10 protein-coding genes are annotated in these 15466 nt (G+C 68.1%); 6 read left to right on the top strand and 4 right to left on the bottom strand.

Features of this window, described 5'->3' with window-relative positions; translation table 11 throughout:
• Nucleotides 1-101: 101 nt before the first annotated feature.
• The 3 genes from infA to aat form a co-directional block, all read right to left on the bottom strand.
• Nucleotides 102-320 (bottom strand): translation initiation factor IF-1, encoded by a 219-nt coding sequence (gene infA, locus QLQ86_RS19225; RefSeq protein WP_040185975.1) that lies wholly within the window; start codon nt 318-320, stop codon nt 102-104.
• Nucleotides 321-455: 135 nt separating this feature from the next.
• The gene (locus QLQ86_RS19220) at nt 456-1193 is read right to left on the bottom strand and encodes an arginyltransferase (protein WP_282737029.1); all 738 of its coding nucleotides are present in this window, start codon (nt 1191-1193) and stop codon (nt 456-458) included.
• A gap of 31 nt (nt 1194-1224) precedes the next feature.
• Nucleotides 1225-1959: a leucyl/phenylalanyl-tRNA--protein transferase gene (gene aat, locus QLQ86_RS19215; RefSeq protein WP_282737030.1), complete on the bottom strand. Its 735-nt coding sequence runs from the start codon at nt 1957-1959 to the stop codon at nt 1225-1227.
• A gap of 155 nt (nt 1960-2114) precedes the next feature.
• Between aat and QLQ86_RS19210 the strand changes: the two genes are divergently transcribed.
• Together QLQ86_RS19210 and lolA are read left to right on the top strand one after the other, a co-directional pair.
• Entirely contained in the window at nt 2115-5309 is a 3195-nt protein-coding gene (locus QLQ86_RS19210; protein WP_282818079.1) for a DNA translocase FtsK, read from the top strand.
• A gap of 114 nt (nt 5310-5423) precedes the next feature.
• On the top strand, nt 5424-6053 hold the full coding sequence (gene lolA, locus QLQ86_RS19205) for an outer membrane lipoprotein chaperone LolA (RefSeq protein WP_282818078.1): 630 nt from the start codon (nt 5424-5426) through the stop codon (nt 6051-6053).
• Nucleotides 6054-6186: 133 nt separating this feature from the next.
• Here lolA and QLQ86_RS19200 read toward each other — a convergent pair whose 3' ends face one another.
• The gene (locus QLQ86_RS19200; RefSeq protein WP_282818077.1) at nt 6187-7527 is read right to left on the bottom strand and encodes a replication-associated recombination protein A; all 1341 of its coding nucleotides are present in this window, start codon (nt 7525-7527) and stop codon (nt 6187-6189) included.
• 211 nt (nt 7528-7738) lie between these two features.
• Between QLQ86_RS19200 and QLQ86_RS19195 the strand changes: the two genes are divergently transcribed.
• The 4 genes from QLQ86_RS19195 to QLQ86_RS19180 all read left to right on the top strand — a co-directional run bounded on the left by QLQ86_RS19195 (nt 7739) and on the right by QLQ86_RS19180 (nt 15418).
• Nucleotides 7739-8284 carry a hemerythrin domain-containing protein gene (locus QLQ86_RS19195; protein ID WP_282737075.1) on the top strand — a complete coding sequence of 182 codons (546 nt, stop codon included), beginning with the start codon at nt 7739-7741 and terminating at the stop codon, nt 8282-8284.
• A gap of 155 nt (nt 8285-8439) precedes the next feature.
• The gene (gene murI / locus QLQ86_RS19190; protein WP_282818076.1) at nt 8440-9216 is read left to right on the top strand and encodes a glutamate racemase; all 777 of its coding nucleotides are present in this window, start codon (nt 8440-8442) and stop codon (nt 9214-9216) included.
• Nucleotides 9217-9280: 64 nt separating this feature from the next.
• On the top strand, nt 9281-10387 hold the full coding sequence (gene trmA / locus QLQ86_RS19185) for a tRNA (uridine(54)-C5)-methyltransferase TrmA (RefSeq protein ID WP_282818075.1): 1107 nt from the start codon (nt 9281-9283) through the stop codon (nt 10385-10387).
• 189 nt (nt 10388-10576) lie between these two features.
• Nucleotides 10577-15418, top strand: coding sequence for an NAD-glutamate dehydrogenase (locus tag QLQ86_RS19180; protein WP_282818074.1), 4842 nt, complete (start codon nt 10577-10579; stop codon nt 15416-15418).
• The last annotated feature ends 48 nt before the right edge of the window (nt 15419-15466 follow it).

The raw sequence follows: 15466 nt of genomic DNA, 5'->3' as shown, positions 1-15466 counted from the left end.
GCGTTGTTCGTTCAGGCCTTGCAGCGGGGGAGGCGGCGGACGCGGGGTGCGGCCGGCGCTCGAGTCTGGGGGCGGGGCGTTGTGGCGTGCCCGGCCGAGGCTCAGCGGGCGCGGTAGACGATGCGGCCCTTGGACAGGTCGTAGGGGGTCAGCTCGACCTTCACCTTGTCGCCGGTGAGGATGCGGATGTAGTGCTTGCGCATCTTGCCCGAGATATGGGCGGTAACCACGTGGCCGTTCTCCAGCTCGACGCGGAACATGGTGTTGGGAAGGGTATCGACCACGACGCCTTCCATTTCGATATGGTCTTCACGTGCCATATAGGCGGTTCCTCGCTGATGATGACGAAAGAAGGCGGCACGGTCTCACGGCCTCGCCGCCCGTGCCGACAGGATAGCGCGATATTGTGCCGCATGCCGCTCGTCAAGGCAAAGGAACCTGCCCACCGGTCACTCTTACATGGCAATCATGCGTCGCCAGTGGCGGCCGTCGAGCATCTCCAGCGGTCGGAAGGACTGCTTGTAGTTCATCTTGCGGCACTCACGTATCCAGTAGCCCAGATAGATGTGTGGCAAGCCTTGGTCCCTGGCCCGCTGGATCAGCGAGAGCACGGCGAAGGTGCCCAGCGAGCGACGCTCCAGTTCCGGCGCGGGATCGAAGAAGGTGTAGATGGCCGAGAGGCCGTGCTCGAGCTGATCGAAGGCCGAGACGGCCACCAGCCGGCCGTCGAGGCGGAACTCCAGCAGTCGGGCATAGGTCTGGTCGAGGGTCAGGAAGGTACGGTACTGCTCGTGACTCGGTGGATACATGTCGCCGTCGGCGTGACGGGTCCGGACGTAGTGGGCATAAAGCGCATAGTGTTCGGCATCGAAGAGGGCGGGGCGCACGTGCAGCGTCAGGTCGGCATTGCGGTGGGCCAGCTTGCGCTGGGTGCGATTCGGCGCGAACTCGGCCACCGGGATACGTACCGAGATGCAGGCGTTGCAGGCATCGCAGTGTGGGCGATAGAGGTGACGGCCGCTGCGGCGGAAGCCGAGCAGGGCCAGGGCATCGTAGACGCCCTGGCCCGGCGACTCCTGAGGGTCGAGGAACAGGGTGGTCGCCTCGCGGCCTTCCAGGTAGCTGCAGGCATGGGGCACGGTCAGGAAGAAACGCAGGTCCCTGACCGGCTGCCGGGGGGCATTGCTGCTCAAGGCTGCCATCTCCTCTGAATCGGTGGCCCGGTCATGCAAGGGTGTCGATCGCATCGAAGGACCAGGTCGGTGCCAAGGCGCCGTCGACCGTCTCCCGGCAGTCACTGCCGGCATCGCCCAGCCACTGTTCAAGATAGCCGATGAACTCGCTCCGGGCGATGTCCCTGGCCCCCAGGCTGGCCAGGTGGCCGGTGTGCATCTGGCAGTCGATCAGCCGGCCACCCCCGGCGGCCATGGCGCGAGCGAGATGCACCAGTGCCACCTTCGAGGCATCCGCCTGACGGGAGAACATTGATTCGCCGAAGAACACCGGCCCCATGGCCACCCCGTAGAGGCCGCCCACCAGCTCGCCTGCGCGCCAGACCTCCACCGAACGGGCGGCGCCCAGCCGGTGCAGGCGCCCATAGGCCGCCCGCATCTCGGCGGTGATCCAGGTGCCGGGCTGGCCGTCGCGGGGGGCCGCGCATGCCGCCACCACCCGTTCGAAGACGGTGTCGGCGGTGACCCGGAACCCGCCGTTGCGCAGCCGCTTGGTGAGGCTGCGCCGCACCCGAATCTCGTCCGGAAACAACACCATGCGCGGGTCCGGGCTCCACCACAGGACCGGCTGGTCATTGCTGAACCACGGGAAGATGCCGCGGCGATAGGCGGCCAGCAGCCATTCCGGGGTCAGGGCCCCGCCGGCGGCCAGCAGGCCGTCGGGGTCGCGCAGGGCAGACGCGACGGGCGGGAAGCCCACGGGGCGGTCAGGGAGCCAGGGGAGCATGGGCAGCGTCTTCCTCGTTGACGACCCGCCCAGTCTGCCGTGCGGCGGGGTGGGGCTCAAGGCATGCAGGCCCCTGTGATGGTGAGCACTTGCTCGGTATGATTGAGCTCAGTGAAATCCAGAAGACGCCATGTTGGCGCAAGGGGGATGGCCGCTTGAGTGTCAAGAAGAGGACCTCGTCACGTCGGGTGACGGCGGCGAATGCCAGGGAGACGGCGAAGCGCTTCGGCCTGCGGCTGCAGGGGTCGGCGCGCGAGGGCGTGGTGATCCTGCTGCTGGCCGCCTGTGTGTTCCTGCTGCTGGCGCTCTACAGCTTCCGCGCCCAGGATCCCGGCTGGTCGCGCAGCGGCCCCGAGACCGAGGTCGCCAACTGGATGGGGCCCATCGGGGCCTGGCTCGCCGATGTGCTCTACTCGCTGTTCGGTGTCAGTGCCCTGTGGTGGCCCGGCATGCTGGGGTTCGCCGCCTGGTGGCTGATCCGCTCGCGGCAGGTGCGCTTCGAGTGGGATGCCACTGCCCTGGCGGTGCGCTGCGGGGGGCTCGTGCTGCTGCTGCTGGGCTCCACCACCCTGGGGGCGCTGCACTTCTACCGCCCCGATAGCCCCTTGCCCTATTCCACGGGGGGCATCCTCGGCGAGGGGCTGGTCGGCGCCCTTATCCCCCTGGTGGGGACGGGCGGGACCGGTTTGCTCGCCGTAGCCGCCCTGCTCTGTGGCTTCCCCCTGTTCACCGGACTCTCCTGGCTGACGGTGATGGACGAACTGGGGCACCGCAGCCTGGTGTTGTGGCGCTGGGTGGCTGACCGTTTCGGCCTGGTGCGTGAACGACGCGCCGAACGGCGCGACCAGGCCCGGGAGGAAAGCGAGCCCTCGGTCGCCGAGGCCGATGAGCGAGGCGCCGACGAGGCCTCGCCCGGGGACGATCAACGGCCCCGCTGGTGGCAGCGTCTGGGGGGCGGTCGTCGTCGCGAGGCCGAACCGGTGCTGGCCGCTGACGGGGTCTCGCGCCGCGAACCCGGTTTCGGCAACGACGGCGAGACCGACATTCCCTGGGAAGTGCCCGAGCGCACGCCCTCGGCCAAGAAGCCCGAGGCGGCCTACACCGCCCGGGCCTCCCGTGAGGCCGTGGAGCCGCGGGTGGCAATCACCCCGCCGGGGGAGCAGCGGATGCCTGCCGCCTCGCCCCCCATCGAGGGGATGTCCGCTGACGCCAGGGTCCCCCAGGCCGCACCCGAGCCGACGCCGCAGGCTCGCCAAACCGTTCCTCCCGTGCCTGGCGAGACGTCGCGCGTCGGGCAGGAGGGTCGCGACAAGGACAGCGCACGCCGGGTCCCGGAGACGGTGCCCGAACCGGTGCTGCCCGATGACGACGAGGTGATGCCGGCCTGGCATGGCCCCGCCCTGCGCGCGGATCGTGACGAGGCCCGCCTCGGCGGGGCCGTCGAGGCCTCCTCCGGCGGCGCCAAGGGCGACGAGGAAGACGCTGCACCGCCCCCCGCCCGGGCCTCCTCGGGTGCCTCGCCGCACTCGCCTGCCCGTGAGGGGCGGCGCCGTGAGCCGGGTCTGGTCGACTGGCAGGACACCGACTGGGAGGAACCCGACGATGCGGGCGAGCCCCATCTGGCCTGGGAACCGGCGAGCGAAGACGCCATGGATGTCCGGGAGGCGGCGACCAGCCAGCGTGAGCCGGGGATTGCCCCGCCGGAGCCGGTGCCTGAGGCAGCGCCGCGGGTGGCAACCGCCGAGCAGGGGCGCGAGGCCGCCGACGAGCCCGAGGGGCCGGCACTGTGGACCGTGGAGCACCTGCAGAACCAACGCCCGGTGCTCGACCAGCTGCCCGAGCCCGATGGCGACCTGCCCAGCCTGCGGCTGCTGACGCCGCCACAGCCCCAGCAGCGTAACTACTCCGAGCAGCAGCTGGCCGAGATGGCCGAACTGCTCGAGACGCGGTTGCGCGAATACGGCGTCAAGGCCGAGGTGGTCGATACCTGGCCGGGCCCGGTGATCACCCGCTTTGAGATCAAGCCGGCGGCCGGCGTGAAGGTCTCCAAGATCAGTAACCTGGCCAAGGATCTGGCGCGCTCGCTGATGGTCAAGAGCGTGCGGGTGGTCGAGGTGATCCCCGGCCGACCGACCGTGGGCATCGAGATTCCCAATCCGCATCGCGCCATGATCCGTCTGCGCGAGGTGATCGACTCCGACCGCTACCAGCAGGAGGCCTCGGCGCTGACCCTGGCACTGGGCCAGGACATCGGCGGCGGCCCGGTGGTGGCCAACCTCGGCAAGATGCCCCACCTGCTGGTGGCCGGCACCACCGGCTCGGGCAAGTCGGTGGGGGTCAATGCCATGCTGATCTCCATGCTGCTCAAGGCGACACCCGACGAGCTGCGCATGATCATGGTCGACCCCAAGATGCTGGAGCTGTCCGTCTACGACGGCATCCCGCACCTGCTGGCGCCGGTGGTCACCGACATGAAGGAGGCCGCCAATGCGCTGCGCTGGTGCGTGGCCGAGATGGAGCGTCGCTACAAGCTGATGGCCTCCATGGGCGTGCGCAACATCGCCGGCTTCAACGGCAAGCTCGACGAGGCCGAGCGGGCCGGCGCCCAGGTGGCCGACCCGCTCTGGGAGCCCCAGCCCTGGGAGATGCACCAGTCGCCGCCGGTGCTCGAGAAGCTGCCCTATATCGTGGTGGTGATCGACGAGTTCGCCGACATGTTCATGATCGTCGGCAAGAAGGTCGAGGAGCTGATCGCGCGGCTGGCCCAGAAGGCCCGGGCCGCCGGCATCCACCTGATTCTCGCCACCCAGCGTCCCTCGGTGGACGTGGTCACCGGCCTGATCAAGGCCAACATCCCCACCCGCATGGCCTTCCAGGTCTCGTCCCGGGTCGACTCGCGCACCATCCTCGACCAGGGGGGCGCCGAGAACCTGCTCGGCCATGGCGACATGCTCTACCTGCCGGCCGGGTCGGGCATGCCGACCCGGGTACACGGTGCCTTCGTCGACGACGACGAGGTGCATCGGGTGGTCGAGGACTGGAAGCGGCGCGGCGAGCCGGAGTACATCGACGAGATCCTCTCCGGCGGCGTCTCCGCCGAGGCCCTCACCGGCCTGGAGGCCGAGGGCGGCGGTGATGACGACGCCGAGCAGGATGCCCTCTACGACGAGGCGGTGGCCTTCGTCACCGAGAGTCGTCGGGCCTCCATCTCGGCGGTGCAGCGCCGCTTCAAGATCGGCTACAACCGGGCCGCGCGGCTGGTCGAGTCCATGGAGATGGCCGGGGTGGTCTCCACCATGGGCACCAATGGTGCGCGTGAGGTGCTGGCCCCGCCGCCGGTGGGTGACTGACGCGATGCAACCTTGCAGCAATGATGGAAGCCCTGGCCGGGATGCAACCCGCCGGGGTGTCCCGGGTCCGAGTGACAGGATGCCATGATGGACCCGTTCAGGGAGACAGAGACGATGACAGTGAAGAAGACCCTCGCCGCGCTGACCATGACGCTCGCCATGCCGATGTCGGCCCTCGCCAGCGAAGGCGCCGAACGCCTGGCGGACATTCTCGAGCCGCTCGACACCTACGTGGCGGACTTCGAGCAGCAGATCCTCGATGGCAGCGGCCAGCGCCTGCAGGAGGCCCGTGGCCGCATGTGGTTGTCGCGTCCCGGCAAGTTCCGCTGGGAAGTGGATGCCCCCTACGAACAGCTGGTGATCTCCGCCGGCGAGGAGGTCACCCTCTACGACCCGGACCTGGAGCAGGCGACCGTGCAGGCGCTGGACCAGCGGGTGACCCACACCCCGGCCCTGCTGCTCTCCGGCAGTGCCGACGAGCTGACCGGCAGCTATGACGTCACCCGTCGCCAGCAGGGTGGCAGCGAGACCTTCACCCTGGTGCCCAAGGATGGCGATACCCTGTTCGAGGAACTGCAGATGACCTTCCGCGGCGAGGCGCTGGACCTGCTGCAGATGACCGACAGCACCGGGCAGCGCACCGCCATCGAGTTCGACAACGTGCGCATGAACGAACCGCTGGACGACAGTCGCTTTACCTTCGAGATCCCCGAAGGCACCGACGTGATCCGCGATACGCAGTGAGGCCTTAGGCCAGCCGCAAGCGACAAGGAGCAAGCTTCAAGGAACCCCCTTGGCTTGCTCCTTTCGTTTGGGGGTAGGCTGCCTTGCAGCTTGCAGCTTGCAGCTTGCAGCTTGCAGCTTGCAGCTTGCGACGCTACGCGCCAGCGTCGTCCGCCTCGGCGTCGAGCTGCTCCCGCCAGGCCATGAGCTGGCCGTAGCGCTTCTCCTGGCCATATTCCGTGGGCGCATAGAAGTGCTGGCGAGGGACGGCGGCTGGCCAGCAGTCATGGCTGCTGCCGGCCGGATAGCCGTGGGGCTCGTGGTGCGCATAGCGGTAGCCCTGGCCGTGACCCAGGGACGCCATCAGCTTGGTCGGGGCGTTGCGCAGGTAGCTCGGCACTTCCAGCTGTGGCTGCTCCGCCACGAAGGCCTTGGCGGCCTTCCAGGCCCGGTCGATGGCGTTGCTCTTGGGGGCCACCGCCAGGTGGATGGCGGCGTGGGCGATGGCGCGCTGGCCCTCGTAGTCCCCCAGGCGCAGGTAGGCGTCCCAGGCGGCCATCACCAGGGGCAGGGCACGCGGGTCGGCGTTGCCCACGTCTTCCGAGGCGATGGCCGCGAGGCGGCGGATCACGTCCAGCGGGTCGCCGCCGCCTTGCAGGAAACGGGCGATATAGAGCAGGGCGGCGTCCGGTCGCGAGGAGCGTACCGACTTGTGGATCGCCGAGAGCAGGTCGTAGAAGTGGTCGCCCTGCTTGTCGAAGGCGCTGGCCTGGTGGCCGATGACGTCTTCCAGTGCCTGGCGAGGCAGGCGCTCGCCGTCGCCCTCGGCCACCGTGAAGTCACAGGCGGTCTCCAGCAGGCCCAGGGCGCGCCGGGCATCGCCGGCGGCGGCTCGGGCCAGCAGCGCCAGCACCCCGTCGTCCACCTGGATCCGCCGGGCGCCCAGGCCACGCGCCTCGTCGTCCAGCGCTCGCTGCATCACCTCCACGAGCTCCTCCTCGGCGAGCGACTTCAGCACGTGCACCCGTGCCCGGGATAGAAGCGCCGAGTTGACCTCGAAGGAGGGATTCTCCGTGGTGGCGCCGATCAGCGTCAGCAGCCCCGACTCCACGTGGGGCAGCAGGGCGTCCTGCTGGCTCTTGTTGAGGCGGTGGATCTCGTCGAGGAACAGCAGGGTGGGGCGATGGCGGGCCTGCATGTCCCGGGCCCGATCGACGGCGGCACGGATCTCCTTCACCCCGGCCATCACCGCCGAGAGGTGCTCCAGGTGGGCGCCGGACACCTCGGCGAGGATCTCGGCCAGGGTGGTCTTGCCGGTCCCCGGGGGGCCCCAGAGGATCATCGAGCGCACCACGCCGCTCTCGGCCATGCGCGCCAGCGGCTTGCCAGGGCCGACCAGCGCCTGCTGCCCCACATAGTCCTCGAGCCGGCGCGGGCGCATCCGGTAGGCGAGCGGCGCGGCATCGTCGGGGGTGTTGCCCTGGAAGAGATCCATTTCTGACTCCTTGGCTCGCGACTGCTAGAGTGGATGTGTCGTCGCAGGCAATACGACCTTGGGCGACAGGCGGAATTCCCCCCGAGGGGCTAGCTTGAGACAGGTCGGCCTTGCCGGGGGCCATGGCTCGGTGAACCCGACCTGCCGCGGCGAATCCAAGATAGACAGCCTTCTGTACCACATCGCCACAGAGGAGACTCCCGTCATGCCCATGCTGAAGCAGTTGCGTCAGGATCATGCCAACATGGCGCGCATGTTGCACGTCCTGCAGCTCAAGCAGAAGTCCCTGGCGTGCGGCGAGCGTCCCAACTTTCAGCTGGTCCGGGAGGTCGTCGATTACATCCTCGACTATCAGGAGGGCTTCACCCAGCCTCTCGAGAAGGTCTGTACCGAGCGCCTCAAGGAACTGGATCCCTCCAGCGCCGAGGTCACCGAGCGCCTGTCCCGGGACTATCGGGCGCTGCAGTCCCGGCTAAAGCGGCTGTCCAACGACCTCGATATGATCCTGATGGATGCCGTGGTGCCCATGGATCGCTTCGCCGAGGACCTCAAGGCCTATCTGGAGAGTCACCGTGCCTACCTGCGTGACGAGCGTGAGCTGCTGTTCCCGCTGATCCGTGAGAACTTCAACGACCAGGATCTCGAGGCCCTCGCGGCGGCGCTCCCCGAGGGCGCCCAGGCGCAGCTCGAGCGGCTGCAGGAGGCCTACCCCGAGCTCTACGCCGAGCTGAGAGATGCCCCCGAGCCGATGACCTGACCGCATAGGGCCGGCGTTTCGGCTCGACCCCGGGTCTGGGGTAGAATGGCCGGCATTCTCAGCGGCCAATTGCTCGTCATGCCCAACCTGTCCCTCTTCGCCCTGCCATCGTCCTGCTCGCGTCACCCGGCCCTGCGGCGTCGGGGGTCAGGGTGATGGCCGGTCCGATCCTGGTCTTCGATTCCGGCGTCGGCGGGCTGTCGGTGGTCCAGGCGCTGCGCCGGCGCCTGCCCGAGGCCGCCCTGGCCTATGCCTGCGACAATGCCATGCTGCCCTATGGCCAGCGCGAGGACGCCTGGCTGGTGCCGCGCATCCGGGCCGTCTGCGAGGCCGCCGTGGCGGCCAGCGGCTGCAGCGCCCTGGTGGTGGCCTGCAATACCGCCAGCACCCTGGCGCTTGACGCCCTGCGCACGTGCCTGGCGATTCCCGTGGTCGGCACCGTGCCCGCCATCAAGCCGGCGGCTCAGATGAGCCGGACGCGCCATCTCGGGCTGCTGGCGACCAGTGCCACGGTATCACGGCCCTACACCCTGCAGCTGATCCAGGATTTCGCCGCCGACTGCCGGGTGACCCGGGTCGCCGCGGACGCCCTGGTCACCGAGGCGGAGCGCCTGGTGGCCGGGGAGCTTCCCGACCGGGCGACCCTGCGCCAGGCCCTGTCCCCGCTGTGGAAGGATCCGGAACTGGATACCGTGGTGCTCGGCTGCACACACTTCCCGCTGCTGGCCTCGTGGCTGGTCGAGGAGGCGCCGCGGCAGGTGACCTGGATCGACTCCGGCGAGGCCATCGCCCGGCGGGTGGCCCAGGTGGTGACGGCTCTCGCCCCTCGCCAGGGCAGCGAGCCGAGTTTCATCACCGCCCCCGACGAACGCCTGGGCAGGGGACTGGCCACCTTCGGCTTCGCCCCGCCGAGGCTGCTGCATCCCGCCTGAGCCGAGCGAGTGTCGGCATCACCGTAACCCCCTCAATCTTGCCATCTTCATCCCAGGAGCCGCCGTGGCCATTCCCGTCGTCGACCCCGCCCGCTATGACCAGCAGCTCGAGGCCAAGCGCGAGCGCATCACCCGTGACTTCGCCCGCTTCGCGCCGCCGATGCTCGAGGTGTTTCCCTCGCCGCCGAGTCACTATCGCCAGCGCTGCGAATTCCGCCTCTGGCACGAGGGGGATGACCTCTTCTATGCCATGTTCGAGGTGGACCCCGAGGATCCGAAACGCAAGACGGTGATCCGCCTGGACGACTACCCGGTGGCCAGCCGGCAGATCAACGACCTCATGCCGCGGCTGCTCGACGCCATCCGCGACAACGACCTGCTGCGCCGCCGGCTGTTCCAGATCGAGTTCCTCACCACCCTCTCCGGCGAGGCGCTGGTCACCCTGATCTACCATCGCCGGCTCGACGTGGCCTGGGAGGCCGAGGCCCGGGCCCTCCAGCAGGCACTGGGCATCATGGTCATCGGCCGCGCCCGCAAGCAGCGGCTGGTGCTGGCACGTGACCATGTGTGGGAGCACCTGGCGGTGGACGGCGACGACCTGGTCTACCAGCAGGTGGAGAACAGCTTCACCCAGCCCAATGCCGAGATCTGCCGCGCGATGCTGGCCTGGGCCCGGGATGTCACCCGCGGCAGCCAGGACGGTGACCTGGTGGAGCTCTACTGCGGCAACGGCAACTTCACCGTGGCGCTGGCCGGCAACTTCCGGCGGGTACTGGCCACCGAGATCTCGCGCACCTCGGTGGCCAGTGCCCGGGTCAATCTGGAGGCCAACGGCATCGGCAACGCCGAGGTCGGCCGCATGTCCGCCGAGGAGTTCTCCCAGGCCCTGCAGGGCGAGAAGGGTGGGCGTCGGGTGACCGAGATGGCCCTCGACGACTACGCGTTCTCCACGGTGCTGGTCGACCCGCCCCGGGCGGGGCTTGATGAGGAAAGCTGCCGGCAGCTCAGCGACTATGCGCGTATCGTCTATATTTCATGCAACCCCGAGACCCTGGCCGACAACCTAGAGACGCTGACCCGCACCCACGACGTCCGGCGTTTCGCGCTCTTCGACCAGTTTCCCTGGACGCACCACTGTGAATGCGGGGTCCTGCTGGAGCGACGTGACTGAGGGGTACGGACCGACGTGGCCGGCTCGATGTCAAGCGGCGATGCGCAACCGACATGCTCCATGAGCGAAGGGGCATGTGGCTGGGGTGGGCTCGGGAAGTGACGTAAGCTGGAAGGCGATGCGGCCAGGAGGCCGCCACGTCAAGTTCTCCCGGCCGCCTTCGGCGGCCGCAGGCAGCCGAGGTGATGGATGCAACACGTCGCACACGAGGAGACCCGCCAGGATCTGCTCAAGCAACTCGAGGAGCGGCTGCAAGGCCGTCTGGACGAGGACAAGGCCGCCCAGGTCGGGGCCTTCGCCCGCCACTTCTATGCCACGGTACCGCTCGATGACCTGGCCGACCGCCGTCTCGACGACATCTATGGCGCCACCCTCTCCGTGTGGCACTTCCTGCAGCAGTTCGATCCTGCCGACCCCAAGGTGCGGGTGTTCAATCCCGACTTCGAGCAGCATGGCTGGCAGTCCACCCACACCTTCATCGCCGTGCTCCATGAGGACATGCCCTTCCTGGTCGACTCGGTACGCATCGAGCTCAACCGACGCGGCATGACCGTCCATGCCATCCACAATGCGGTGCTGGCGACGGAGCGCGATGGCCAGCACCGGCTCATGCGGGTCACCCCGACGCGGCAGGCCGACGCCCCGCAGGGCCGGGAATCGCTGATCGCCATCGAGGTCGACCGCCATTCGGACCCGACGCTGCTCGAGGACATCGAGGCGAGCCTGCAGGAGGTGCTGCGCGACGTGCGCACCGCGGTGGCCGACTTCGAGCCGATGCGCGAGCAGGCCCGGGCGGCCGTCGCCGAGCTCAAGGCCTCGCGCCCGGAGCAGATCGATGCCGCCGACCATGAGGAGGCCATCACCTTCCTCGAGTGGCTGCTGCATGACAACTTCACCTTCCTGGGTTACGACGAGTATGTCGTCCACGAAGCCGAGGGGCGGCAGCGCCTCGATCGGGTCGACGAGAGCAAGCTGGGCGTGTTCCGCCTCGACCAGCCCCGTTACCAGGAGCGTATCCGCACCGACCAGGGTGTCGAGGGGGACCACTACGTGCTGGTCCCCCAACTGCTCTCGTTCGCCAAGAGCGCCCATCATGCGCGCATCCATCGCCCGACCTATCCCGACTACATCTCGATCGACCGCTATGATGACCAGGGGCGGGTCATCGGCGAGCGACGCTTCCTCGGTCTTTACACCGCCACCGTCTACAACGAGTCGCCGCGCAACGTGCCGATCCTGCGCCGCAAGATCAAGACGGTGATGGACAAGTCCGGCTTCAATCCCAAGGGCCACAACGGCAAGCACCTGCTGCATATCCTCGAGGTCTATCCCCGCGATGATCTCTTCCAGATCGATACCGACGAGCTGACCCAGACGGCCCTGGGCATCCTCGACATGCGCGAGCGGCGTCGGGTGCGGCTGTTCATCCGCGAGGACCGCTCCGGCAAGTTCTACTCCTGCCTGGCCTTCGTGCCGCGCGACGTCTTCTCCACCGAGCTGCGTCTGCGCATCCAGGACATGCTCTGCGAGGAGCTCGACGCCACCTTCGGCGACTTCAACACCTACCTCTCTGAGTCGGTGCTGGCCCGCATCCAGTTCATCCTGCGCTTCACGGGGGATCAGCCGGCGGACTACGACCTGCGGCGGCTGGAAGCCAAGCTGGCGACGCTGGCCCGCAACTGGCGCGACGACCTCCAGGGCGCCGCCATCGAGGGGTTCGGCGAGGAGCAGGCCAACCTGCTGATGGACCGCTTCCGCGATGCCTTCCCCGCCAGCTATCGCGACGACTTCTCTGCGCGCACCGCGGTCTACGATCTGCAGCACATCAGCGAACTGGATGACGGCTGTCCGCTGGCGCTCTCCCTCTACCGACTGGTCGAGGAGGAGGGCAGCGGGGTCAACCTCAAGCTGTTCCACCGTGACCAGCCCATCCCGCTCTCCGACGTGCTGCCGATGATGGAGAACCTGGGGCTCAGGGTGATCGGCGAGCGCCCCTACGAGCTGGAGGCGCGGAATGGCAGCTACTGGATCCACGACTTCGACCTGGAGCATCACACCAGTACCGAGGTCAACCTGCAGGAGATGCGCGGGCCTTTCGTCGAGGCCTTCCAGCGTATCTGGAACGGGGAAGCCGACAACGACCCCTTCAACCGGCTGATCATAGGCGCCAACCTGGACTGGCGCGAGGTGGCCATGCTGCGGGGCTATGCTCGCTACCTCAAGCAGATCCGCTTTGGTGTCTCCCAGGGCTACATGGCCACCACCCTGGTCAACCATCCGGAGATCACTCGCGAGTTGGTGACGCTCTTCGAGCTGCGCTTCGATCCGGCCGAACGTCCGCCGGAAGGCGAAATCGAGGCCTGCACGACACGCATCATCCGTCTGCTCGACGATGTCGCCAGCCTCAACGATGACCAGCTGCTGCGCCGCTTCATGGAGCTGATCCAGGCAACCCAGCGCACCAACTACTACCAGAAGAGTGACGGTGGCCGTCATAAGGACTACATGTCCTTCAAGCTGGAGCCTTCCCGGGTCACCGGCATGCCCAGGCCGCGGCCGGCCTACGAGATCTTCGTCTGCTCGCCGCGCCTGGAAGGGGTGCACCTGCGCGGTGGCAAAGTCGCGCGGGGCGGGTTGCGCTGGTCCGACCGCTTCGAGGACTTCCGCACCGAGGTGCTCGGCCTGGTCAAGGCGCAGCAGGTCAAGAACGCGGTGATCGTGCCGGTGGGCGCCAAGGGCGGCTTCATCTGCAAGCGCCTTCCCGAGGGCGGGGACCGCGACGCCATCCAGCAGGAGGGCATTGCCTGCTACAAGACCTTTATCCGTGCCCTGCTCGACGTCACCGACAACCGCGTGGGGGGCGAGATCGTTCCGCCTCGGGATGTGGTGCGCCACGACGACGACGACGCCTACCTGGTGGTGGCCGCCGACAAGGGCACCGCGACCTTCTCCGACATCGCCAACGAGATCTCGGCCGAGTACGGCCACTGGCTGGGCGATGCCTTTGCCTCGGGCGGGGCCAACGGCTACGACCACAAGAAGATGGGCATCACCGCCAAGGGCGCCTGGGAATCGGTCAAGCGCCACTTCCGCGGCCTGGGGCTGAACACCCAGCAGGACGAGTTCACGGTGCTCGGCATCGGTGACATGGCGGGCGACGTCTTCGGCAACGGCATGCTGCTCTCCGACAGGATCCGCCTGGTGGGGGCCTTCAACCACCTGCATATCTTCGTCGACCCGACCCCGGACGTGGCGGCGAGCTTCGCCGAGCGCCAGCGGCTGTTCTCCCTGCCGCGCTCCAGTTGGGAGGACTACAACGCCGAGCTGATCTCCGAGGGCGGCGGGGTGTTCAAGCGCTCGGCCAAGACCGTCCCCATCTCCAAGCAGATGAAGACGCTGTTCGGCATCAAGGAGGACAAGCTCGCCCCCAACGAGCTGATCCGCGCCATGCTCAAGTCACGGGTCGACCTGCTGTGGAACGGCGGCATCGGCACCTACGTCAAGAGCAGCGAGGAGACCGACGCCCAGGTGGGGGACAAGGCCAACGACGGCCTGCGCATCGATGGCCGCGAGCTGCAGTGCCGCGTCATCGGCGAGGGCGGCAACCTCGGCCTCACCCAGCGCGGGCGCATGGAAGCGGCCGCCCAGGGCGTCCGGGTCACCACCGACTTCATCGACAATGCCGGCGGGGTCAACTGCTCCGACCATGAGGTCAACATCAAGATCCTCATCGACGAGGTGGTCAAGCGTGGCGACATGACCGAGAAGCAGCGCAACCAGCTGCTCGCCGACATGACCGGTGAGGTCTCGGACCTGGTGCTGCTGGACAACTATCGCCAGACCCAGGCGCTGGATCTCGCCGAGCTCCTCTCCCGGCAGGGCATCGGGCCCTTCCGGCGCTTCATCAGCGAGCTCGAGGCTGCCGGCCAGATCGACCGCGAGCTGGAGTTCCTGCCCGATGACGAGGTGCTCAAGGAGCGCGCCGCCAACGAGCAGGGGATGTTGCTGCCGGAGCTCTCGGTGCTGATCTCCTACGCCAAGAGCGTGCTCAAGGGCGACCTGATCGTCTCGGACGTGCCCGACGACCCGACCATCGTCAAGTTCGTCGAGCGGATCTTTCCCGGGGTGCTGGTCGAGCGCTACAAGGAGGAGATGTACGACCACCGCCTGAAGCGCGAGATCGTCGCCACCCAGGTGGCCAACGACCTGGTCGACCACATGGGCATCGTCTTCGTGCGCCGGCTGATCGACTCCACCGGCGCCGACCGTGCCACCATCGCCCGCTCCTATGTGGTGGCGCGCGACAGCTTCCAGCTGCCGCGCCTGTGGGAGCAGATCGAGGCGCTGGACAACCGGGTGCCGAGCGCGGTGCAGTACGCCATGATGCTCGACCTGATGCGCATGCTGCGTCGTGCCACCCGCTGGTTCCTGCGCAACCGTACCGGCATGAGCACGCGGGATGCCATCGACTTCTTCGCCCCGCGGCTGGCTCAGCTGCAGGAGAACATCGGCAAGCGCCTGCGGGGCGAGGAGCATGAGGCCTGGGAGTCCCGCCGCAACGAGCTCACGGAGGCCGGCGTGCCGGAGGCTCTGGCCTCTACCGTGGCAGCCGCCGGTAGCCTCTACGCGGCACTCGGCATCATCCAGGCGGCCCGCCAGACCAACGAGAAGCCCCAGCGTGTCGCCGAGGTGTACTACGAGATCGGCGATCGCCTGGAACTGCCGTGGATGATCCAGCAGATCACCGATCTCAAGGTGCGCGACAGCTGGCAGGCCCAGGCCCGCGAGACCTTCCGCGATGACATCGATCGCCAGCAGCTGGCGCTGACCACCAGCGTGCTGGGCATGGAAGGCGGCCCGCGCGACGCCGTGGAGCGGGTGGAGCAATGGCTCTCGCTCCACCAGGGCATGCACCGGCGCTGGTGCCGCCTGCTCGAGGAGGTGAGCAGCGGCAGCCATGGCGGTTTCCCGCTCTTCGCGGTGGCCGTGCGTGAGCTGGTCGACCTGGCCGAGAGCAATCGCGAGACCTGACCGATCCGCCGTGCACATGGCCGTAAGCACGAACACCCGCCGATGGCG

The organism is Halomonas rhizosphaerae (assembly GCF_030012485.1).
In the GTDB taxonomy this organism is placed as follows: Bacteria; Pseudomonadota; Gammaproteobacteria; order Pseudomonadales; family Halomonadaceae; genus Halomonas; species Halomonas rhizosphaerae.
This window is presented reverse-complemented; position numbering and strand designations above follow the sequence as displayed.

What these genes read in the sequence shown, in the direction of transcription:
- QLQ86_RS19180 (WP_282818074.1), top strand. Translation starts at nt 10,577, where the DNA reads ATGCAACACGTCGCACACGAGGAGACCCGCCAGGATCTGCTCAAGCAA.
- infA (WP_040185975.1), bottom strand. Translation starts at nt 320, where the DNA reads ATGGCACGTGAAGACCATATCGAAATGGAAGGCGTCGTGGTCGATACC.
- murI (WP_282818076.1), top strand. Translation starts at nt 8,440, where the DNA reads ATGGCCGGTCCGATCCTGGTCTTCGATTCCGGCGTCGGCGGGCTGTCG.
- QLQ86_RS19200 (WP_282818077.1), bottom strand. Translation starts at nt 7,527, where the DNA reads ATGGATCTCTTCCAGGGCAACACCCCCGACGATGCCGCGCCGCTCGCC.
- lolA (WP_282818078.1), top strand. Translation starts at nt 5,424, where the DNA reads ATGACAGTGAAGAAGACCCTCGCCGCGCTGACCATGACGCTCGCCATG.
- QLQ86_RS19195 (WP_282737075.1), top strand. Translation starts at nt 7,739, where the DNA reads ATGCTGAAGCAGTTGCGTCAGGATCATGCCAACATGGCGCGCATGTTG.
- aat (WP_282737030.1), bottom strand. Translation starts at nt 1,959, where the DNA reads ATGCTCCCCTGGCTCCCTGACCGCCCCGTGGGCTTCCCGCCCGTCGCG.